This window comes from bacterium SCSIO 12741 (assembly GCA_024398055.1).
GTDB lineage: Bacteria > Bacteroidota > Bacteroidia > Flavobacteriales_G > Salibacteraceae > SCSIO-12741.
Genome location: CP073749.1, coordinates 1,156,937 through 1,179,253, shown reverse-complemented (window position 1 = coordinate 1,179,253; position 22,317 = coordinate 1,156,937). Strand labels below are relative to the sequence as shown.

Sequence of the window (22,317 nt, the reverse complement as noted above, 5' to 3'; positions counted from 1 at the left end):
CTGGAGGGCGTAAAAGTTTATTCCTGAGTGCCGAAGCCGAGTTTGCGCAGTAGTTTTAGCGTAATGGGTTTGAGGGATCCCATGTAGAGTTCGGTGAAGTCTCCTGAGAAGAAAATGGCAACAATCAACGTTGACAAATGGAATTTGAATTCAAACTTCAGCATCAGAATTACGATCAGGAACATAAGAAGCATCATTTCCAAAATCTGCACCGATTTAGTGATCAAATCGTAGTAGATTTTTTTATGCTCAGCCACGAAAATGAAGAAGCAAATATTGAGGTAAACAATAATGAATATGAGTACCCAGTTCACCCATTCAGGAGCTTCGTGCAGGTAGTTCCCATGAAGAATCATGGAGATAATATTGGCATGAACAACAACTCCGTAGGTGTCCGGATAAGAACGCCCGGCAACGCGATGGTTTTGGGGAGTATAGAATATATCGACCAGGTCGTAATTGCCCATGGGAACGCCCATATAACCCATCAAAACAATTTTGCCCTTGATGAAGCTTAGGTCGTATTTTTCATTCATTACGTCTTCAGCATCCAGAGCGTAGAAATTACTGTAGTGCCCCCGCCAGTTGATTACTTCCTCTTCGTTGCCTCGTTTTATTAGTTTTTCATAAGCTTCAGGGTCATAAAGCTGAGCAATCTTAGTAGAGAAATTAGGGTAGCTGCTATCACCTAAACATTCTACAGGAGAGAACTTCTTTACGGTTCTGAATCCCTGGGTTCCCGAGCTGGCTACCACATTGGCAAATCCGTTGTTGGCTTTTTCATTGAAAATTGGGTTGGAAAGGGAAAGGGAATCAAAGCAGGCATATCCTGAATCGATATGATGTAATTCACTAACCAAAACCAGGTTCTTAACGTTAGCCAGAGCCATGGCCAGTGGAAAATCCTTCATGGGATCCTTTTCCTTCCTGAAAAAGGCATCAATCGCGATTATAGCCGGTTCATGCTTGTTGAGTACGTCGATTTGTTTCGCTATTTGTCCGCGATCGAGCATTCCGATGTTAACCAGTACGATGCTGGTATCGGCCTCCGGTTTAGGTCGCAGGGTTGCCTGATTTCTGTCGTTTTCTTTGGGCTGTGTGAAGACCACATCCGAAATCTCAAAATCCTCGAAAGCCTTGGCTACCGGGTCGAACACCTCTACGTTAAAATTCAAATTTGACAGCAGTACGACTACTCCGAGGAGAATACTCGTGCAGATAAGGCTATCGAGACGAAAAAGATATTTCATGTATTAGGTCGAAGAATTACTCCATTCAAAGAAAAATAAATCCCTAAAAATAAAGCAGTTAAAAACCGAGTATTTATGGGCAATTGTTAGTAATTTTAAGAAATGGAGTAATTTTGCTCTAACAAACGCGGAGTAACCATGAAAAAGAATTTGCTGCTCAGTCTGCTGATTTTTCTGTTAAGCCCAGCCCTGTGGGCCCAATCAAGCAGTTTTAAAGTATTGTCTGTAAAAGGTGACAATGCCGTACAAAAAGAAGGAACTTTTCAACCCATTGGACCGGGAACCGAACTCCCGTCGGATGCGAAGATTATGGTAGCCGAAGGTGGCTCCCTGCAATTGATGCACGCCAGTGGACAATCCTTCAACTTACACAAAACAGGGATTTATACACTTAACGATGCGGCTGGAAATTTTGAGGCCGATAATTCATCCTTGGCGCAGCGCTACCTGACTTATGTGATGAATGAAATGCAAGGTACTGACGATTCGCGAACGGCGAACATGAGTATCACGGGTTCGGTTGAGCGCTCGGTGGATAATTACGACATCAAAGTGTACTCGCCAGAAACCACGTATATCCTAAATCGAATGACCTCGGTTAAGTGGGATGCCAAGAGTCCTTCAGAAAGCTACAAGGTGGAGATCTTCAATTTGTTTGATGAGTCTGTAATTACCCTTGATGTAAAAGAAACCGTGGCTGCCGTGGACTTATCTACTATTGAGTTTGAAGAAGATGCGATTTACAAGTTGGTTGTAACCGATGCGGACAACAAAAAGTCCCGTGAATTGATTCTTCGAATTCCTACTGGTGAGGAGATGGTTCAGATTGAAAAAGACCTGGCCGAGATCAATAAGGAAGCTGATCCTGATTCTCCATTGTACCATGCTCTTTTGGCTGAGTTCTACAAAATCAACGGCTTGTACATGGATGCGGTAACCCACTATGAAAAGGCAATTGCTCTTGCTCCTGAATCCGAAATGGTTCAGAAAGAGTACGATCGCTTCTTGAAGCATGCCGGGGTGAAAAACTAAGGCAGTCTGATCTGTAGGATCTGATTAAGCTTTAGAAATTCCATGCTAATCTGCACACATTCTTGACCAATTACCAATCAATTAATGAGTGTTCTGAATCCCATAAAGGTCCAGTTAGATAAGGTAATTAGTCAATATGGGCCTTTCAATGATCATTACATTTTGGATTTTTGCATAGGGTCTGATGTGGCTCTTCAGGTGATCCATCCCATGAGCATAGAGAGACCCGAATTTCCGGCTGATAATTTTGGCTTAGTCGTTTATGTGCCCTTCGACTTAGATGATCCGAATCAAGTTTCGGAGTACGAAATATTCAAAAGTCTCAATTTGTATAATGAGTTTTTCAAGTATGAGTGGGAAGGAATACTTTGTTATGCCAAAGATTTTGGATCAGATTCATTGGACGCTGCCGGCGCTATAGCAGTACTTCTTCAGTTGGTTTATGGATTAACAGACTTTAGACTACTGCGATCTGAAATTCATTCTACCTGAGGTGGAAAACGATCCCGAAAGCCATCTGAGCTCTGAGTTTACCCTTAAAATTGATAACCTAATCTTGTTTCTAAAGAAGAAACCTCTAAACGATAGCGTCCGCCGTTGATTATTGGGTAGTTTCGATGGATATGTCCGGTTGGGAAACGATAGGCTACTGGGTAATTGTAATCGGATAAGTGCTCTTGAATAATATCGTAGGCTTCTCCTTTAAACCATCCTGAAACGTCCGTCATGTCTGTGAAACCTCCTATGATTAAGCCTTGTAAGTTTTTGAGCTTTCCGGATTTCTTGAGCGTAAACATCATCCTATCCAGGTGATACAGTTCTTCACACAAGTCTTCGAGAAAAAGGATTTTTCCATCTGTTTCCAAATCCGAATTGGTTCCGCTTAATCCCGCCAAAACCGAGAGGTTTCCTCCTACTAATTCACCTTCCGCTTCGCCAGATCGATTAAAAGGATGTCCATCGATTTGGATGGTAGCAGGTTTTCCAAAGAGCATCGATTGGAGTTGTTCAAGCGCCTCTTTTCGTTTGTCTCGATCCTTAAATTCGAGTGGCATTGGACCGTGAATGGTCGCTGTGCGATGGTTGCGATTAAGATGGGTATGAAAAACCGTGATATCGCTGTAGCCGATTATCCATTTTGGATGATCGAGAAATGAAGTGAAGTCCAATTGATCAATAATTCGAACGGACCCATATCCACCGCGGGCACAAAAGATGGCTTGGATATCAGGATCGCTTAAGGCTTTTTGAAAATCGAATAACCGCTGTTCGTCTCGCCCGGCAAATTGGTTGTGTTTTTCGAGGACATGAGCTCCGGGAACAACCGTTAATCCCCATTCCTCGAGAAGCGTAATGGCTTGGGTCAAGGCCTCCTTTGGAAGCACCTTTCCGGGGTTGACAATAGCAACCTTATCACCGGTTTTTAGAAAAGGGGGAATTATCATTTGATCCATCTATCTTTGCAGCCTTTTGCGGATAAAAGTAGAAAAATAGCCCTAATGAAAAATTACAGCCGATACCTCATTACCTCTGCGCTTCCTTACGCTAATGGACCCTTACACATTGGACATTTGGCCGGTGCCTACTTGCCTGCCGATATCTATGTTAGGCACCTGCGAATGCAAGGCAAAGAGGTAGCCTTTATCTGTGGCTCGGATGAACACGGGGCTGCGATCACTTTACGTGCCAAAAAAGAGGGTATTTTACCCCAGGAAATCGTTGATAAATACCACGCCATCAACAGAGATGCGTTCAAGGATTTTGGCATCGATTTCGACATTTATCACCGTACCACAAGTCCGTTGCACCACGAAACAGCCCAAGAGTATTTCAAGGTGTTGGAGGAAAAAGGTGTTTTCGAAATTCGGGAAGGACAGCAGTTTTACGACGAAGAGCACAAGCAATTCTTAGCCGATAGATACGTGCAGGGAACCTGCCCTAATTGCGGTTCAGACCGAGCATACGGCGACCAGTGTGAAAACTGCGGAACATCCCTAAGCCCCTTAGAGCTGATCAACCCCGTAAGCACACTAAGCGGTGCCACCCCCGTCCTAAAAGATACCTCCCATTGGTACCTCCCTATGCAAGATCACGAAGCTTGGTTGAGGTCCTGGATCGAAGAGGGAACATTAGACGGAAAAGAACACCACGATCCCAAAACCTGGAGAAATCAGGTTCTCGGTCAGTGTAAAAGCTGGATTGATGGAGGATTGCAGCCTCGTGCCATGACACGTGACCTGGATTGGGGAGTAAAAGTTCCGGTTAAAGGAGGAGATGGAAAAGTACTTTACGTATGGCTTGACGCTCCTATCGGATATATCTCAGCTACTCGTCAGTGGGCAGCTGATCATGGAAAAGACTGGAAGGAATACTGGTCTGGAGACGATACAGCGATGATGCACTTTATTGGGAAAGATAACATTGTATTCCATTGCATCATTTTCCCGATTTTGCTCAAGGCCCATGGCGAGCTAAACCTACCAATTAATGTACCTGCCAATGAGTTTTTGAACCTGGAGGGCGATAAAATTTCGACCTCTCGAAACTGGGCCATTTGGTTACCTGAATACCTCAAGGATTTTCCTGGAAAGCAGGATGAGCTACGTTACGTTCTCACTTCCATTGCTCCGGAATCCAAGGACAGTGAATTTACCTGGAAGGACTACCAGGCCCGTGTAAATAACGAATTGGTAGCCATCTTAGGAAACTTCGTGAATCGTTCTGTGGTGCTTACCCACAAATATTACGATGGAGAAATTCCGGCAAGAGGTGAGCTTAGCGAATACGATCAGGAAGTATTGGCTGAGATTCCGAAAATAAAAACCCGAACCGAGGAATTGCTTAACAGCTTGAAGTTCCGAGAAGCACAGGCCGAGGCAATGAACCTGGCTCGATTAGGAAATAAATACCTGGCCGATGAAGAGCCTTGGAAAAAGATAAAAACCGATCCAGACCGGACCGCTACAATCTTGTCCATCGCTTTGGAAGTGACCCGGGAATTGGGTACTATTTTTATTCCTTTCCTCCCTTCTACAGCGGAAAAATTGCAAGGTGTATTTCAAGCCGAAGAAGGAAAAATCGAAAAGGCTGGATTGTTATTCCAAAAGGTAGAAGATGCTCAAATGGAAGAGCAGATGGCCAAATTAGAAGCCAGCAAGGCTCAGCCAGAAACGGCCCACGAACCTCAAAAGGAAGCCGTTGATTTTGAAACCTTCCAACAAATGGATATCCGGGTTGGAACCATTTTGGAAGCCGAGAAAGTACCCAAGGCTAATAAGCTGCTCAAGCTATTAGTAGACACCGGTTTGGATAAGAGAACCGTGGTTTCTGGGATTGCCGAGTTTTATAAACCCGAAGAGATAGTAGGTAAGCAAGTAAGCGTTTTGCTCAATCTACATCCTCGCAAGATTCGTGGTGTGGAATCTCAGGGAATGATTCTTATGGCTGAAGATAAGGATGGTAAATTGGCATTTGTTTCACCTGAATCTACTATGGACAGTGGGTCAGAAGTGAGATAATTCTTTTTTGCATACTAACACGACCCTTCATTCGTTGGCCCTTCGTATGCGCCATTTGATTTGTTTTTGTGCCCTGATCGGTTTAGGGGTTTTAGCTCATTCCCAAGAGGACAATATTTGGGGTTTGGATACCTGTAATGTACTCAACTATATTCCAGATACGACTAACCTAGACGATGTCTACGTAAGATACGTCAATCGAAGTGGACGAGTGGATATTGAATATGGTAATGCCAACGTGAGCAAAACACTACCCTCCTGGTGCTCGTTTGAGTGTACCGATAAATACATACCCTCCATTCCCACGATGGAATGGAAAAATGAGGAGTTTGTAGGCTTGACCATGGGTTGTGGGACCTATTGTTTTGCGACCATTTTGGCACCCTTAAGAGCGGAAGATACTGCTCAAATAGCAGATGGATATTTGATTGATACGAATCAAACCCTGTTTATGAATTTGTATTGGGATACGGTCACCTTCAAGCCCATGATGGAGGTAATGAATTACCATACGGGAAAGAGGCTTGAGATTAAGCTGAAATCCAAGGTATTCTGGGGAGCTATTCTGGAAGAGAGATTGGATTACTCCCCGCCTCATTCCGATGGCTTTCTTTTTCGTGAAAAGATCCTTACCCTGTATCTCGATACGGATAAAAAGAAGTATCAATCCATCGAGTTCGATCTTACCGAGCTGTAGATACCCACTGGTTAGTATCATTTCTTATTTGGCTATCTTTAGAGGATAACTCTCTTGGTCATGACTCAAAAGAAAACCCTGGTAAACGCCCAGACCGATGCAAGCGTAACTGCTTTTTTGAATGCCGTAGAAAACGAAAAAAGAAAGTCCGATGCTTTCACCGTTTTGGAAATGATGAAGGAGATTACCGGCGAGAACCCAAAGATGTGGGGAAAAAGCATTGTAGGGTTTGGAAGCTACTCCTATCAGCGGAAAAATGGAGATGAATTTGAGTGGTTTAATGTTGGTTTATCTCCCGCCAAAGCCCATCTATCCGTTTATGTAATGTACAATTTGCAAGAGGAGGAAGAGATGCTTGAGCGCTTAGGAAAACACAAAAAAGGAAAGGGTTGTCTCTATATCAAAAAGCTGGAAGACATCGATTTAGAAGTACTCAAAGAAGTCATTCAAAAAAGCGATCGCTGGTCCCAATAGAGGGAAGGTTCCTTCTCATTTCTGATCCCATTATTTTTTCAGGCAATGATTAAATTTGCCGCCGTTTCCTCCTGAGGGAACAATTCCTTTTTGATTTCTACCGGACATCAAAATGGCCCCATAGTTCAATGGATAGAATAGAAGTTTCCTAAACTTTAGATCCAGGTTCGATTCCTGGTGGGGCTACTAAATCAGGTTCGAGTGTGAGGAGTGAGAACGAGGATCACTCGGATCTGATTTTCTTCGTTCTCGCACTCAAACTCGTTCTGACCTCTACCAATCCTCCCTCAATTCTCGCATCACGCCTCTCGTTTCTCTCTCCCTCCTTTGCATTTTTTCACGATTCCTTCTCGGTCATGCTGTTCCCAATTGATGCCGAGAAATAGTTTTGAAAAATGAAAACCAATGACGTACTCAAAACCATCCTAATCTGGCTGCCTTCGGTAGTTCTTACCTCATTCTACATTCCCAATGCGTTCAACAAATTGCTGGATCCGAATCAAACTGGAAAAATCGTAGAGAGTAGTGCAGTGATGATAACTGCTGGAATTTACATCCTGCTTTCCACGGGATTGTATCTCTACAACAAAACCCTGCTTTATGGAACCTCAATGTTATCGCTATACATGATATTCATCGTATCCATTCATTTGTACAAGGGCAAACCTGCCGAAGTGGTCATGTTGATACTGGCTGCAACCGTTTTTGCGGCCTACCTCCGGAAGCCAGGACTCTTTCGAGTACCCGATGCTACCAGCAATTAGGATAAACCTCCTTTTGAGCGGATAGGGAAGTTCCAGTTTAGCTTCTTATATTAGCGGCACTAAAATCGATGCAATGAAAATCCTTTTAAACCTTTCCCTCTTCTTGGCATTTATGGGCTTTACCGCTCTTTCTTATGGTCAAAGCAAGATGGATACCTTGAACGTTAAAACAAAAATCAACTGCAGCCATTGTCAGGTTTGTGGCAGCTGTGGTAAAAGATTTGAAGGTGAATTGAGTTTTGGAAAAGGGGTAAAGCAAGTGCAGTACAACCCGTCCGATACTACCATCACCATCATTTATAGAAGCGGAAAAACTACCCCGGACGAACTGCGACAAGAAATCGCGAAACTTGGCTTTCCAGCAGACAACATTCCTGCCGATCCAGCAGGCTATGCAAAGCTTGATGCTTGTTGTAAAAAGGACTGATTGAAAAGAAGCCCCTTGATATTTTTTTGAGGGGCTTTTTTATTTTCAGAATGTCACTATCCAATCTCTCCCGATGGTTATCGGAATCCAATCTCCAATCTCCAACTCAGAGCGAAGCGATCACCGTAGGTAATCTCCAATCTCGAATCTCGAGCTTACCTCTCACTTCTCCTTAGCCAAAGAAATCTTGTAGTCCTCCATGTTGCCGGCGATTCTTAGGTTGAGGTATTTTACCTTTTTCTTGGGATCTACCTTAACGATTTCGTCATCGCCGGTTTCACCGCTTTCGGTTTTCTTACTGCCGAACATTTTGTAACGAGCACCTTCTTTGATTACTGTCCAGGGCACACGGATGTAGTATTCCATGTTGTAGTTCATGTCCTGGGTACCAGAAAGTTCGTAATGGCCCAAGGTAGATTCGATGGTCATGTTTGGAATGGTGAGCACCCCATTAGTTACGTCCATGTGGTTTTTTAGGGTGTCAAATTGAATGCTTGTTAAGTCCTTGTCGCCCATATAATCAGAGAGCATGAGCATGTATTCGTAGTTCTCCAGGCGGCCTTCGAGCACTTCAATATCGGCGTGCACTTCGGATTGATCCAGATCGGGAACGAGGTCTGGGTAGATGCGAATTTTACCGGTTACATGGGCTGAAATACGACCATGAAGGTTGTCTGACACGATCACATCCTGGCCGAAATTCTCGAATTTGAACAACACCCGATCCAGTTCTACATTGGTGAGATTTAAGTTAGGCTTGAGGTAAATGTGTTCCGGATCGCTTCCATTGAAATAACCGGACATATCCACTTTTCCGCCGGCTGCATTCATGTGCAGGGTGTCAATGTAGAGGTAGTGGTTTTCTGTGGTGCGCATTTTGGCTTGAATGTCTTGCAGATCGATGCGGTGGTAGATAAAATGTCCCACCTCCACATCAAAGGTCATATCGGTGAAGGGTAGCTCGTAAATGTTGAAAGCGTCGGCGTGCTTTGGAACATCCATGGTGGTCCCGAAAATGGCCACTTGGGTGTCAGGTTCGGCGCCGGGCAGTTTGAAATCGAAGAGCTGATCAAAGTCGATGTAGCTGGCATGGAGTCCCAAATGATTGTCTCGTTTCCTTACCGTGGGATCATCGCCGAGGTAGTAATTCATGTCCACATCAAATCGGGTTTGTCCCATTTTTCCATGAAATCTTTCTACCACCAAATGGTCATCCTCGTAATGGATTCGACCGTTGAACTCTTCGAACTTTAGGGGGTGAACATGCATCTTGGCCTCAAGCTTATCCAATTCAAGATCGATGGAATGTAGGTGCGAATCCCGGAAGTGCATGCTTGAATTGATGTGCACGGCCAGTTGTTCCAACTCTTCATGGCGGTAATCTTCGGGAACATAATTCTCACCTTGGTAGGAAAAGAGATCTTCTAACCGCAGGAGATCGGACTTCAGGGTAACGTCCAAATCCACGTCTCCGTTCAACACATCTTGCATCCAAAAACCGTAGTCATGAACCCAGCCATTGAAATGGAAATCCGAATCATCGATGTAACCGGTAAAATCTTTGATGCTCAAATCACGCTCATCAATCATTACATCCACGTGAAAGTCGTGCAATTCGTGCGGATAATGCTTGAGCTGAGCATGTAGGCTCTCTACGAAAAACTCACCATGGGGCAGGTATTTCGACTCAGTAAAAGCCCGTGCCGATGAATTAAAGGAAAAGCTCACTCGAAGGTCTTCAATTTGCTCATCAATCCCCGTGCTGTCTTCTTTGGAGTAACCCGTTATTTCTGCCAGATCAAGTCGCTTAGATTTGATTTCGAGATGGGCCACAACGGGGTCGTAAGTATGATGCACGATGGCAGGGAGGTCGGTAAGAAAACCGGTGATGGACAGATCCGATTCGCCGAACTTTAGATCAAACTGATCGAGTTTGGCTTCTTTTCCATTCATGATCAGGTGGGCATTGAGTCGCTCGAGCTGGGCGGGAAGTTCGGTAGACGCCAGGCTGAAATCGGTAATCTTTAGTTCACTGAAATAGGCTTGGTTCAAATCGTTTAAAGCCTTTTCCGGATGATCGAGGTCTATAATGTCGTGAAAACGCATGCTCAAGGCCACCCGACCTGATACGTCTTGAATTTCAGAGAGATTGAAAAAGCTGGCGAGAAATTCGAGGTTAAAATCGGCATCAAGTTCCATGTCCACCTCAGGCTCTTCAAAGTTCACCACTTCAACCGAACCCAGAAAGTTTCCATTCTCCATTTTCGCCGCCATGTTGATCAACGAAAACTCCATGGTACGTAGATTCCGCTCTTTACCATTAGTAAAGTGTCCCTGGAAGCCCATGTCATCAATTCGCTTTCTTTCAGATGTGTTTTCCAAAAAGGCTTCGCTGGCTCCAAATTGAACATCAATAAAGGGTAACTGGCCTTGTGCGGTAGGTCCTTCAAGTAATGCGTTGAAGTAAATCTTGCCTTCGTTTTTGTAGCGTTCCAGTACGGGTATCAAGTCTTCAGGAGCAAAGGCAATAAGCATATCAAAATTGGGCTTGGTTCCCTTCACTTTGATATCAACGTAGTTGTCTTTTTGGGTGTCCAATGACCCTTCTAACTCAAAGTCCCCATGCTCCATTTGAATGCGTGAGGGTTCAAAAGCGAGTATACCTGAGGCACTGTCGTACTCAAGATCGGTATGAATATCGAAATGTTTGTGTTTAACAAAGGTCGTGTCACCATGATCGATCACATTGAGCTCAAATTTTGAATCTACATGAACATGAATCAGGCTGCCTTCGCTTTTAAACCCGCCATCGGCCTGGTAAACGAATGTCTCTACGATCAATTGATTCGATTCGTTCAATTTGTGAATGTCCAGGTTGCGCAAGGTGATTTCCTGAAGATGGATGTCCATGGGATCATCACTACTTTCTTCGGACGAGGTCAGCAGGGCATTTTCAAGGTTGTTGCTGCCATCTTCGTGCAACACAAAATGAAAAAATCCTTCCTCGATTAACAGGGATTGGATGTCGTAGGAGCCAGTAACAATGTCCCAGAAATTGAATCGAACAAAGATGTCGGCCACATTTAGAATGGCTGTTGCTTCGGGAGCTTTGGTCTCGTAAACATGAACTTCATCTATTTTGATGGAGATGAGCGGAAAGTCTTCGAAGGGAGCCAGGTGCGTATCTTCAATGGTCACCTTGCCCTGGTACTTCTTGTTAATGGCCTCCAACTGATGCTGCACAATGGCGTCCTGCTTGAAGTAAAGGACCAAAAGTAGGGTGCCGAAAAATGCAGTAGGTAAAGTGATAGCGAGTCCTGCCAGCCACCAAAACAGCTTTCGTTTTTGGAATTGAATCTTCATGATTCTTTATGTTCTTTGAATTGTCCCGTTAAACGTGAAAGTAGCAATAGATAAAGAATCAGACAAATAGAAAATGAGCTTAAGTCATCTGCGTCTTATTCCGTATGATCAACAATCCAATTGACCAGAAGTTCTTCATCCACGATGGTCCAGGAATGGCAATTTCTATTCCCTTTTCGGTCAAAGCCTTTTCCGGTGGTGGTAATCAGCGTGATATCAGTGTTTCCCAGTTGCTGAAGGCAAAGCGTGAATCCGGCTAAATCATAGGAATTGAAGTCGTAGTAGGTAGCGCCACGTTCGTTTAACCACCAATCAATATCCGGTTCGTGAAAGAGGATGATAGGTGTGCTTTTCAGTTTAAAGGCCTGCCCACCCAAGCTGTCGTTGGCTGAGAATACCGAGGCATCTTGGTAAGCCATCGGGAACTCATCGGGACTGCCGTTAAACAGTTTTTGAAACAAGGGCAACATCCAATCGGCTTCCCAGAGCATGCCTTCTTTGAAATTGGATCGGTGATTTTTGGCTGAATTATAGAACCGAGTGAGATCCAAAGGAGAATCGACAGCGAACACACCACTAATCTTAAGATCCGATTTGCCAGAAGCACAGTACTCGGCAAACCGCAAAGCCCTCGATCCACTGGCAGAGATTCCACCCAGAAAAAGTGAGCCCTTTGGAATTTGATGGTCTTCAAGAACCTCATGGATGATTTGATCCAAAAGAGCCATCGTAGAATCTTGGGTGAATAATTCGGGAAATTGGGTGGAAGTGTTGGTGTACAAGGTCATATAACCTGCTTGAGTGCAGAGGTCCAAAAAACCATAGGGTGAAGATTTAGTCACATCGGGCAGGTTAGAATAGTCCCGAACGATCAGGCCTTTCATCTCCTTGGTGTTGGGAATCACCTTTAAATAGCAGTTGTGGCTGCTGTCGGATGGATTGCGGTAAACGTATTCGAAACGCTGACTGTGGGCGTTTAGGTTGAGTATTATCAGAAGTGGAAGTAGGCCTTTTATCATTGCTAAACCGTTGTTTGATTGGGGTAAAACTATAGCTTGTAAAGGTTCAACAAACAAAAAGAAAGCCGCCCCTCAACACTTGTCAAGAAGGCGGCCCTCAACCTAAACCGAATTATTATTTCAAACCGAATTGGTTAAAGATTCCACCGATAAAGGTGGCGTCATCGTATTCCTTTCGGTTTTTCATGAATTCTTCCGCATCAGGTCCGGCTGTATAGCGAATCTGAGTGGTACCATCGGAAGCCGCTGTGTAAATCACATCTCCTACCAAGGATGCAGGGGATGCATTGCCTCCAAGATTTTCGAAAGCGGCATAGAGAGTTTGAACGGTACTTTGATATTCAGCGAGACTCTCGTCGTTTTGGAAATCGAAAGAGCGACCGCCAAAGTCAGTTGCAATAGCACCTGGTTCTACAATTTTGATTTTTACTCCAAACTGAGATGTCTCGTAATTCAAGGCTTCTGAAATTCCCTCGACGGCAAACTTGGTTCCGTGGTACAAAGATCCCAATGGGAAGGTCATTTTTCCGCCAATGGATGAAATGTTGATAATCGTTCCTGCTTGTCTGGATCTCATGTGGGGGAGGATGGCACGGGTTACGTCCAATAGACCTATCACATTGGTGTTGAACTGGCGAACGATGTTTTCTCGGGGAAAAGATTCCAATGGCCCGTAGGCGCCATATCCGGCATTGTTTACCAACACATCAATTCCGCCAAAAGCCTCGATTCCGGTTTCAATGGCTTGGTTGATCGAATCCAAATCCAATACATCCAGTCGGGTAACCAACACATGGTCCAACTGATTCAATTCTTCTTCCTTTTCAGGAGATCGCATGGTGGCAATAACGTTCCAGCCTTCTTGCTGAAACTTCAGTGCGGTGGCGCGTCCAATTCCTGTGCTTGATCCGGTGATTAAAACTGTTTTTCGCATGATTTCTATTTTTTTGTGTTTTGGATAGTCCAAAGTTCCTGAGATCTTGCCACGGGCTAATGGCACAAATCCTCGATTGTAAAACACATTTTCCTGACGGTGTTGGTTTTCAGTTTTTTAACGATTGGATTTGATCTGCCAGGTGACCTGAGTTACAATCCGGACTTGAAAAACAACCTATTTTTGATCCTTACGAAAAACAACGATTGATGAAGGTTTTTAACCCCCAAATACTAAGCCGTTGGATAATGTTAGGAATGCTCTCCAGCATGGTGCTTGTCGTTTCCTGTAGCGGTCCGGAAAAAGAACAAGATTCAGAAGAGAAGCCACCAGTAAAGGTGACTCCGCATGATCTAAAAATGGCCCAAGGATTTGAAGCTTTATCTAATACCTGCTTGGCCTGCCATAGACCAAATCTAAACGAGGGGACTGTGGCTCCCAACTTGGCTGTCCTCAAGTCGACCTATGTTTCCGAAGGAGTGGAGTTGGAACAATTGAGCAAGAAACTGGGTTTGTTTTTGGATAATCCGAGGGAAAATGCGGTAATAGCTGAGGCTGTGGCTCAGTACGGTCCCATGCCAAAAATGAATGTATCTCCAGATGAGGCGGAGGCTATCGCCTATTACCTGTATCACACGCCTTTGGAAGATTCGAGCTGGTATGAGGGCGGGTTTGAAAAACAACAACAGCGCTATTCTGAAATGAAGGACCTGGGTACGGTAGATTACCTGGCCAAAGGTCGGAAGCTTGCCATGGCCACAAAAGGAGTATTGGGGAAAAACTTGCTGGGAGCGATAAAGGAGAAAGGCACTTCTGGAGCATTAACCTTTTGCAATGAGCGAGCCTATCCTCTTACCGATAGCATGAGCCTGGAGTTGAATGCCACCATTAAAAGGGTCTCAGACAAAAACAGAAATCCCAACAATGCGGCTAACGAGGAGGAACTCGAGGTGATCAGTCGGATGAAATCTGAGTTGATAGCAGGCCAAAAGCCTCAAGCCGAGTTAAAAGATTGGGAAGGCCATTTGGTGGGCTACTATCCAATCATGACCAATGATATGTGCATGCAGTGCCACGGTGAACCGCAAAAGCAAGTATTGCCAGAAACCCTTGATGCCCTGACTAAACTGTACCCGGAAGATAAGGCCGTTGGTTATTCACCGAATCAACTACGTGGAATTTGGGTAGTTCGTTTTTCAGAGGATAATAAGTAAATCCGACCAAGAGCCACCTGAAGCCCAGGTATTTATCAGGCTTTCTTATTTTTGATTGGTCAATAGCTTTGAAAACCAATTGAAAATGAAATCAATCGCAACATTTAAGTCTTTACCCTGGGCTTTAAAGTATTCGATTTTTACACTGGCGTTGTGTTTTTCCCTGTCTGGAATAGCTCAGAAAACATGCTCATTCAGTGATGATTTGAGTACGGCCACTGGGTGGATGCAGGTAGGAAGTCAGGTTCAAGTAGCCAATGGTCAAGTGGAATACAATAGTGCTGCTTGTGGCCAGCAAAGGCGAGTTTATAAGAACATTGGACTATCGCTGGACCATAACGACAACTTTACGGCTGAATGGACCTTCAGGCCCAATTCGGCAGGAACTATCGGAGGAAATCCAAATTGCGACGCCTATACATTGGCACTAACAGCGGGAACAGGAGAGCCTTATTCTAACTGCCTAAACGTGGCTTGTACCGGTTATCCAAACTCTGTGCAGGACGGTATTTTCGTAAATTTCAGAAGCTTTAACCCTGCTGATGGTCACTTGTATTTTAGAATTGTAGCCCGGGATAGCTTAGCGGAATACAACTCCAGCCATTTAAGGTATGTGGGGCTAAACAAGAACTACTACATGAGGTTGGAAAGAGCTCAGGATACTTTGCTTGAGTTAAGCGTCTATTTGGATTCAGCTCGAACCACCCAAATGACAGGATCTCCTATTTCATTGGTTATTCCCGCCAGTATTGATGGGCTCAACACGGCCCAATTCGGAATGGTGGCCAAAGGATGGAGCGCCCGAAGTTTAACGGGTAGCGTAGATAACATTTGTATTAGTGCGGCCCCAGATTTAATTCCTCCGGTTGCCAAGGCAAAACCCGATACGGTCTACCTGGATACGGCTGGTAACGCCAAAGCCATCGCGCAAAACCTGGATAACGGAAGTACCGATAACGTTGGAATTACCTCCTGGACGCTAAACGACTCCCTGTTTCAATGCGCCGATCGCGGAATAAATCCAGTGGTATTTACCGTGGCCGACTCTGCTGGAAATACGGATACGGCTCATACCTACGTGGTGGTGCTCGACACCGTACGCCCAGAAGCCAAGGCACGTAATCATTCCATCTTCCTGGACTCCAATGGCCTGGCATCACTCACCGTGGCCGATATCAATGACAACAGTTTCGACAATTGCGCCATTGCCCAATTGTACGTGGATAAAACCAATTATGACTGCACCGACATGGGGCAATTCCTGATCACTTTAACGGCGGTTGATTCCAGTGGAAACCGGGATTCGGTTCAATCGGTTGTGGTGATCGAAGACAACATTGTTCCCATTGCCAGGGCCAAGGCTGATACCTTTTACCTGGATTCGACCGGAAACGTAATCGTAAATCCAGCTGACTTGGATGATGGAAGTTGGGATAACTGCAATTCCATGCTCTTTAGCCTGAGCCGAACGCAATTCAACTGCTCAGATATTGGAACCCATACCGTGTTGTTTACCGCCGCTGATTACGGTGGCCGATACGACACGACCAACACCCGCATAACAGTATTGGATACCACACCACCAACTGCCACTACAAAAACGGATACGGTGTATTTGAATGCCTCCGGTGTGGCTACCATCATACCTGGATTGCTGATTGCCAGTGTTGCGGATGGGTGCGGCATCAGTCGTGTTACCGCCAATCAAACTCAATTTGGATGCGCTGATTTAGGGGTAAAGCATTTCACCATTTTCGTGGAAGACTCATCCGGAAATCAAGCTTCCATTCCAGCTGCAGTTGTTGTATTTGATACGATTACTCCAACCATAACCTGTAAGGCCGATACCGCTGTTTGCCAAAATCGATTGGATGGATACCGGGCGGGAGAATATCTTCCTCGGGTTTCTGATAATTGCACCAATTGGAATGTTCAACTCACTTCAGGTGTTGCTGTGGGAGGAATCTTACCAGTAGGAACAACAACCAATACCTATACCGTTAGAGATTCCAGTGGTAATAGTGCCAGTTGTTCCATGAACATTAGGGTGAACGCAGCACCTGCCTTCGACTTTGGACCGGACACCTCTATCTGTAGCCAGGAGACCATCTTGTTGCAAAGTGGTCACAATTCCTTTACCAATCCCCACACCTGGCAAGATGGTAGCAAGGGAAGCACCTTTACAGTTACCGGCCCGGGACTCTATTGGTTAGAAGTTCATGATGTAGGATGCTCTTACCGTGATTCGCTGGTGGTTACCCAGACAGAAATCTGCATGGGTATCGCCGAAGCATCTGGTTTTGGAAGCCTCAAAGTGTTCCCAAATCCTACGCAGGGAACATTTAGAATTCAGGCCGACGCGGTTCAGGGAAGAGTGGAATTGAATATCTATTCTACTTTGGGTAAACAAGTTTATCGCGAATCCTGGTCAACTTCCAACCATCAATTGGACAAAGAGGTGATTCTAAACCAGGCCCCAGGTACCTATTTGGTCATTTTGCGCGACGATCAAAGTTTGTCCCAATTTCGGGTTACGGTGATCGAATAAATCATTGAACACTAATCCAGCGGCTTTCATTTCCCAGTTGTAAGAGGTAGAGTCCTTTTTTAAGATGACTTAAATCCAGTGTGTGTTTTTCTTGAGGAGCAAGGTTTTGTTCCAATACCGGCTGCCCGAGCGAAGAGTAGATTTTGATTTGCCCGAGCTCCGAGTCCAATGGTAGTTGGAGGTGAAGAAAACCATCCGTTGGGTTTGGAAATACCCGAAGGCCATTTCTCTGAACCCGTTTTTGCGGAGCTACTTTTACGACTGAGCTGTAGGATTGGGTTCCGTCTAAATCCACCATTTTCAAGCGGTAGTACTGGTCCTTTTCTTCCAACAGATTGTCCATGGTTTGGTAGAATTGCTCCTGATTTGAAAACCCTTGTGCGGGTACTTTTTCCAAAGACTCAAAGGTGCCTTTTGTTGTCAACCTTTCCACTTCAAAATGGGCCAGATTAACCTCAGAAACAGTTGACCAGTGAAGATGTACCCAATGCTGATCCGTGAGTTGAGCATTAAAATCTTGAAGCTCGACGGGCAACGGACTACCCGCTAAATCAGCAGTTCCTAAAGTGTAATAGCCATCGTTATTGATCGCTAAATCCGAAAACAAAACCTGATCATTGCTGTAGCTGGATGCCGAAGCAAGAATGGTCCATGAACCTGATTGCCCGGATCGGTAAAGCAATTTGTAATCGCTTGCCGTTCCATAAGGGTAGCCTCCAAATCCGGCATCGCTAAAATCAAAAGTGAGGTCGATGGTCATACCGGCTCCCACGTCCGTTTGATCCAAAAACCAAACGCGTTCCCATCGGGCGGATAAACTTCCGGATGTGGTGGTAATGTCTGTTTGAACGGCGTTGTTTTTAGCCACCTTGTGTCCGAAGAGCAGGTAGTCTCCGTTACCAAAGTTGGATTTTTGGCTGATGTGTAGACCTGCCGAACTGGCGGCGCTATTACTTCCGTCAGATTCGGTGCCTACTCCGGCCACTTCCAAATCATAATCTCCATTTCCGTTATCGTCGCCGCTGTATTTATCGGATTCCACGCTGAGGTTGAATTTAGCTCCCAGGTAGGAATGGACGATGTGGCGCTCTGCGGTGTTGAGCACTTTAGTAAACACGATTACATCGCCCAATTCCCCACTCAGGTAATGAGCGCCTGAGTTCCATCTACCTATGGAGAAACTACCATCCGTGGAAAGGCTGGCGGAATAGTCGCTTACAGTTTGGGAAGTATTGTCAATATAGAGATTGTGGTATGGTGAACTGGTTTGATGCACCTGGGTATAAATGTTCCATTGTTGCCCGGTAATGGTCGGGCCAAATTGGGTGCCGTTTCCGTCCCAGCTGTAAAATTTGTCGGCATCGGCTGGAGTATCATTTTTTCTTCGGGTAATGCTGGTGTGTTGGTTATTAGTTCCATTTGCTCCGATCGAAAAGACGTAATCATTGTCATTTGATCCTTGGTTGGTCGAGGCAAAACGGGCTACCGAAATGATGGTTAACGGGGCATTGAGATTAGCTGACATGTTACCGGTCAAGTAATCGGCTACTCCATCAAATTCGAGTGTATTTAGCCCGTTTGCTCCCGACACGTTGAGCAGGGGAATGTTGTTTAGGGTTCCTTGCGTAGCATGGTGGTTCTTTCCGGATTGATCCTCCAGCGTGAGTACATAATCTTGATCATCGCCACTAATGTCTGAGGGTTTAAGCCACATTTCGAGGTTGGAACTTCCACCGGTATTTTCCAGTCCACCGGGTCCGTCATTTCCAGCGGTGGTTGCTGCTACCCCAATAGGGCTGTTTGTTTGGTCGATGGTTCCCAAAGTATAATAGCCATCGGAGCTGATGGTGACATTAGAAAAGGTGACAAACTTTCCATAGTGGGCCGACCCTGAGGCAAGTAGCGTCCAGTTTCCAGAGTTACTTGACCGATAGAGTAGTTGGTAATTGCTGGCTAATCCCTGGGTGTTTCCTCCTAATCCGGAATAGTCCAATCGGAAGGTGAAGTTTGCTGAAATCGCGGTTGAGGTATTGGTTTGATCCAAATACCAAATGCGTCCCCATCGGGCTTCGAGGGTGCCTCCGGCATCGCTGGCATCTGCTGTGTTTACTGAATTTTCGGCGGAGGCATGACCAGCCACCAGGTAGTCACCATTCTCAAAGTTGCTGTTGATGCCCAGCATTAAACCCGCTGCTGTAGCCGAATCTGAATTACCATCTGCTTCTTGTCCAATTCCGATAATGTTTTGGTCAAAATCACCATTGGCGTTGTCGTCTCCGGCGTACTTATCATTGTTTACCGTGATGTCATATTTCCCGCCCAGGTAGGAATTGACGAGATTGGTCTCTGCCGAGTTCAGAATCCGGTTGTAGAATATAATCTCGGCCAGATTTCCGTTGAATTGATGTTTGGTGCCCACACTGCTGGTATAATCTCCGATGCGAAATATCCCGTCGGTGGAGATGGCTGAGCCAAAGTCTGTCACCGTCTGATTACTTCCGTTCAGATTTAGGGAGTGATAGGTAGCCGAAGAGTTTAATTCCTGGTGAATGATTTGCCAGGTTTGCCCAGAAAGTGTCGGGCCGTAGTAACGGGTGTCGCCATCGTATGAGTAATATTCATCGGCATTCCCATCGTTCGATTTTCGCCGAGCCAGGTTAAACATGGACCCGGCACTGGCGGTAGATCCTACACTGAAGACATAGTCGTTGTCCTCACTTCCCTGATTGGCACTTGCAAAATAACAAACGGTAAATGTGGTTACCGGTGTGCCTGCACTGCTGAAAGTTCCATTGAGTTCTTCGTTATTACCATCAAATCGAACCACGGGTAGCCCGTTAACTTCATTCAGGTAAAGGTTCGGTTTTAGACTGGGAGAATTATTGGATGCGTGATGATCATAACCCGAAAGGTCGTTCCAGGTGGTAATGTTATTATCGTCACTTACTCCTTCAATTTGAGAAGCATCAAGCCAAAGAAACAGATTGGAACTCCCGTTAGTAGATTCTACGCCAGCAGGTCCAGTTTGAGACCATGCCCAAAAAGGTAGGCACAATCCTAGCAAGGGTAATACTCGATTCATATCGATTAGAATTTGGGTGCAGGCCGGTTCTACGCGAACCAAATAAAAATGGCCAGGTTAGGCACCCTTCAATTACCCCTACAATGTCCCTACACGTATCTATTAGGCTTGATTATCAGGATATTGAGCTAATAATTTCAAGGAGGTTTTCGCTCGTTTCAAGGTTCATTTTCTTCCGCATACGGTAGCGAGATGTCTCTACGGCCTTGTAACTTACGTTGAGCAAATCGGCAATTTCCTGTATCGTGAGGCCTTGTCGAATGAAGGCACAAAGCCTAAGTTCACGTAAGGTGAGTTTGGGGAATTTTTCCTGTAGAATTTTGAAAAAATCGGGATGGACCTTTTCGAAATAATAGTGGAATTCTTCCCAATTGAGTTGGGTACTTTGGTTACGTTTTAATTTTTGAATAACCCGTTCCAACATTTCCTGTTGCTCCTCAGAAATGGATTGATCCTTGAGCGATTCAATTTGTTCAATAGCCTGATTGTAGACCGAATTCTGTTCGATCGTTTTTAAGGTAAAAGCTGAAATCTGTTTGTTCTTTTCCCGGTTTTCATGACGGAGTAGTTCTTTTTGAAGGTTTAGTTTTTCCACGGAAGCTTCATGCAAAAGGGCAGAGGCTTTGAGCTTATACCGATAGCGGCTATACGCCAGGGCAAGAATACCAATGAGCATCACAATGAGAAATACAGCATAAATGCGCTGCGTGCGCAAGGCCATGGTTTCCGCTTTTTCATTCTTTAGGTTCAGCTGCTCGATTTTTACCTGATCAACCAACTTTTCTACCCCGTAGCGCACTTCTGCAATCTGCAGAGACTCCTCATTTTCATCGGCCAACACATCTTCTTTGAGCGCCGTATATTTTTTGTAAGATTCCAGCGCCAATTGCGCCTTTCCCAAATCTTCATAGAGGTAGGCTCGATACTCGTAAATCTGCAAGGTGATAATATCGGCTTCCAATGCTTCAGATTCGTCCTGAGCCTGAGCCAGCACTTTTTCAGCTTCCTCGAGCTGGCCATTGTGGTAGAGGTTGTTTCCCAGATTGGCCAAGGTTAGTACTTTCCAAAAAGGTTGTTGCAGCTCTTCCCAGAGTGGCAGGCACTCCCGTAGAATAGGAATGGCCAGATCATAACGCTCCTGACTTTCGTAGTAAATGGCCAGGTTGTTTTTGGCTCCCACATAGGCCGGTTTGTTGTTCAGCAATTCCCAGTAGGTAAGCGCTTGGTTGAGGTAGTTCAGTTCTTTTTCATGATCGCCCATTCGGGAATACAGGGCAGACAAGTTGGTAAAACATCCACCTACACGATCGCTATCTCCTTGTCGTTGGTAATAGCCCAGGCATTCAAACAGTGTCTTTTCCGCCTGAGCGTTGTCGTCATGTCCAACATAGTTTCTGCCCAAGGCCATTTTGGTTCGAATGATTCGGGATGAATCTTCCAGCACCTCATAGTAATCCAGGGCTTTGAGCAAGTGAGGTATACCTATATTATAAAGACCCAGATCGCTATAAACATCCGCAAGGTCGATTCGGACTATGGCCAGCAGGCTGTCTCTTTCACTTTGAATTGTTCCTTGAATTGCCCATTGAAAAGCTCGACTACTTTCCTGAAGCTGGTAGTTAGCGTAGTAGGCTTTGCCTTGGTAATACCTCGCCATGATTTTCGAATAGGACGAATCAGGGAATTCTTCCGTCAGATAGAGGGCCGTTAAAGTCAATACCGAATCTGGATTTTCCTGTAATACCTTCTTCCAAATCTGGACCAAGGATTCCGTGCTTGGGGCGGACTGCTGAGCGAGGAGGGGGCAAGGAACGCTCAGGCAGGTGACCCACAATAAAGTCGTTAACCACTTCATTTCCTAATCTTTTGCGGAGGCCAAAATAAAAAAAGCAGCCCGATAGCCAGACTGCTTTAGACCGCCGAAGCGGTCGGCTTTGGAAAGCACGATTTATTCAAAAATAGATCGCCTTTTTTCGGTTTTATGAATTGACAATG

The 22,317-nt window shown here is 45.1% G+C and carries 16 protein-coding genes and 1 tRNA gene; 10 read left to right on the top strand and 7 right to left on the bottom strand.

From position 1 onward, the window contains the following. Positions 1-17 precede the first annotated feature (17 nt). Positions 18-1,250, bottom strand: a complete 1,233-nt coding sequence (locus KFE98_04975; protein UTW63507.1) for a CHASE2 domain-containing protein — start codon at positions 1,248-1,250, stop codon at positions 18-20. Between the two features lie 138 nt (positions 1,251-1,388). Here KFE98_04975 and KFE98_04970 point away from each other — a divergent pair, with 138 nt between their 5' ends. Both KFE98_04970 and KFE98_04965 read left to right on the top strand, forming a co-directional pair. After that, the gene (locus tag KFE98_04970; protein UTW63506.1) at positions 1,389-2,282 is read left to right on the top strand and encodes a hypothetical protein; all 894 of its coding nucleotides are present in this window, start codon (positions 1,389-1,391) and stop codon (positions 2,280-2,282) included. An 84-nt stretch (positions 2,283-2,366) separates the two neighbouring features. Beyond that, positions 2,367-2,774: a hypothetical protein gene (locus KFE98_04965; protein UTW63505.1), complete on the top strand. Its 408-nt coding sequence runs from the start codon at positions 2,367-2,369 to the stop codon at positions 2,772-2,774. Between the two features lie 44 nt (positions 2,775-2,818). Here KFE98_04965 and KFE98_04960 read toward each other — a convergent pair whose 3' ends face one another. Beyond that, on the bottom strand, positions 2,819-3,727 hold the full coding sequence (locus KFE98_04960) for an LD-carboxypeptidase (protein UTW64645.1): 909 nt from the start codon (positions 3,725-3,727) through the stop codon (positions 2,819-2,821). Between the two features lie 54 nt (positions 3,728-3,781). On the opposite strand from KFE98_04960, the gene metG reads away from it, so the two are divergent. From metG to KFE98_04930, 6 genes are all read left to right on the top strand, one after another. Next, complete coding sequence (metG, locus tag KFE98_04955; protein ID UTW63504.1) at positions 3,782-5,800, top strand: methionine--tRNA ligase; 2,019 nt, start codon at positions 3,782-3,784, stop codon at positions 5,798-5,800. A gap of 46 nt (positions 5,801-5,846) precedes the next feature. Then, positions 5,847-6,497: a hypothetical protein gene (locus KFE98_04950; protein ID UTW63503.1), complete on the top strand. Its 651-nt coding sequence runs from the start codon at positions 5,847-5,849 to the stop codon at positions 6,495-6,497. Positions 6,498-6,557: 60 nt separating this feature from the next. Then, positions 6,558-6,971, top strand: coding sequence for a DUF1801 domain-containing protein (locus tag KFE98_04945; protein ID UTW63502.1), 414 nt, complete (start codon positions 6,558-6,560; stop codon positions 6,969-6,971). Between the two features lie 114 nt (positions 6,972-7,085). Then, a tRNA-Arg gene (locus tag KFE98_04940) sits at positions 7,086-7,157 on the top strand. Positions 7,158-7,366: 209 nt separating this feature from the next. Continuing rightward, positions 7,367-7,735: a hypothetical protein gene (locus KFE98_04935; GenBank protein UTW63501.1), complete on the top strand. Its 369-nt coding sequence runs from the start codon at positions 7,367-7,369 to the stop codon at positions 7,733-7,735. A gap of 73 nt (positions 7,736-7,808) precedes the next feature. Continuing rightward, positions 7,809-8,162, top strand: coding sequence for a heavy-metal-associated domain-containing protein (locus tag KFE98_04930; protein UTW63500.1), 354 nt, complete (start codon positions 7,809-7,811; stop codon positions 8,160-8,162). Positions 8,163-8,324: 162 nt separating this feature from the next. On the opposite strand, the gene KFE98_04925 is transcribed toward KFE98_04930, so the two are convergent. The 3 genes from KFE98_04925 to KFE98_04915 form a co-directional block, all read right to left on the bottom strand. Further along, positions 8,325-11,525 (bottom strand): hypothetical protein, encoded by a 3,201-nt coding sequence (locus KFE98_04925; protein UTW63499.1) that lies wholly within the window; start codon positions 11,523-11,525, stop codon positions 8,325-8,327. 95 nt (positions 11,526-11,620) lie between these two features. After that, positions 11,621-12,544, bottom strand: a complete 924-nt coding sequence (locus KFE98_04920) for a hypothetical protein (protein UTW63498.1) — start codon at positions 12,542-12,544, stop codon at positions 11,621-11,623. A gap of 115 nt (positions 12,545-12,659) precedes the next feature. Further along, a complete protein-coding gene (locus KFE98_04915; protein UTW63497.1) occupies positions 12,660-13,478 on the bottom strand; it encodes an SDR family oxidoreductase in 819 nt (272 codons plus the stop codon). A gap of 248 nt (positions 13,479-13,726) precedes the next feature. On the opposite strand from KFE98_04915, the gene KFE98_04910 reads away from it, so the two are divergent. Together KFE98_04910 and KFE98_04905 are read left to right on the top strand one after the other, a co-directional pair. Beyond that, entirely contained in the window at positions 13,727-14,692 is a 966-nt protein-coding gene (locus tag KFE98_04910) for a DUF3365 domain-containing protein (protein UTW63496.1), read from the top strand. Positions 14,693-14,777: 85 nt separating this feature from the next. After that, positions 14,778-17,240 (top strand): HYR domain-containing protein, encoded by a 2,463-nt coding sequence (locus tag KFE98_04905; GenBank protein UTW63495.1) that lies wholly within the window; start codon positions 14,778-14,780, stop codon positions 17,238-17,240. Between the two features lies 1 nt (position 17,241). Here KFE98_04905 and KFE98_04900 read toward each other — a convergent pair whose 3' ends face one another. Both KFE98_04900 and KFE98_04895 read right to left on the bottom strand, forming a co-directional pair. Beyond that, the gene (locus tag KFE98_04900; protein ID UTW63494.1) at positions 17,242-20,322 is read right to left on the bottom strand and encodes a T9SS type A sorting domain-containing protein; all 3,081 of its coding nucleotides are present in this window, start codon (positions 20,320-20,322) and stop codon (positions 17,242-17,244) included. 115 nt (positions 20,323-20,437) lie between these two features. Next, complete coding sequence (locus KFE98_04895) at positions 20,438-22,177, bottom strand: tetratricopeptide repeat protein (protein UTW63493.1); 1,740 nt, start codon at positions 22,175-22,177, stop codon at positions 20,438-20,440. Positions 22,178-22,317 lie beyond the last annotated feature (140 nt).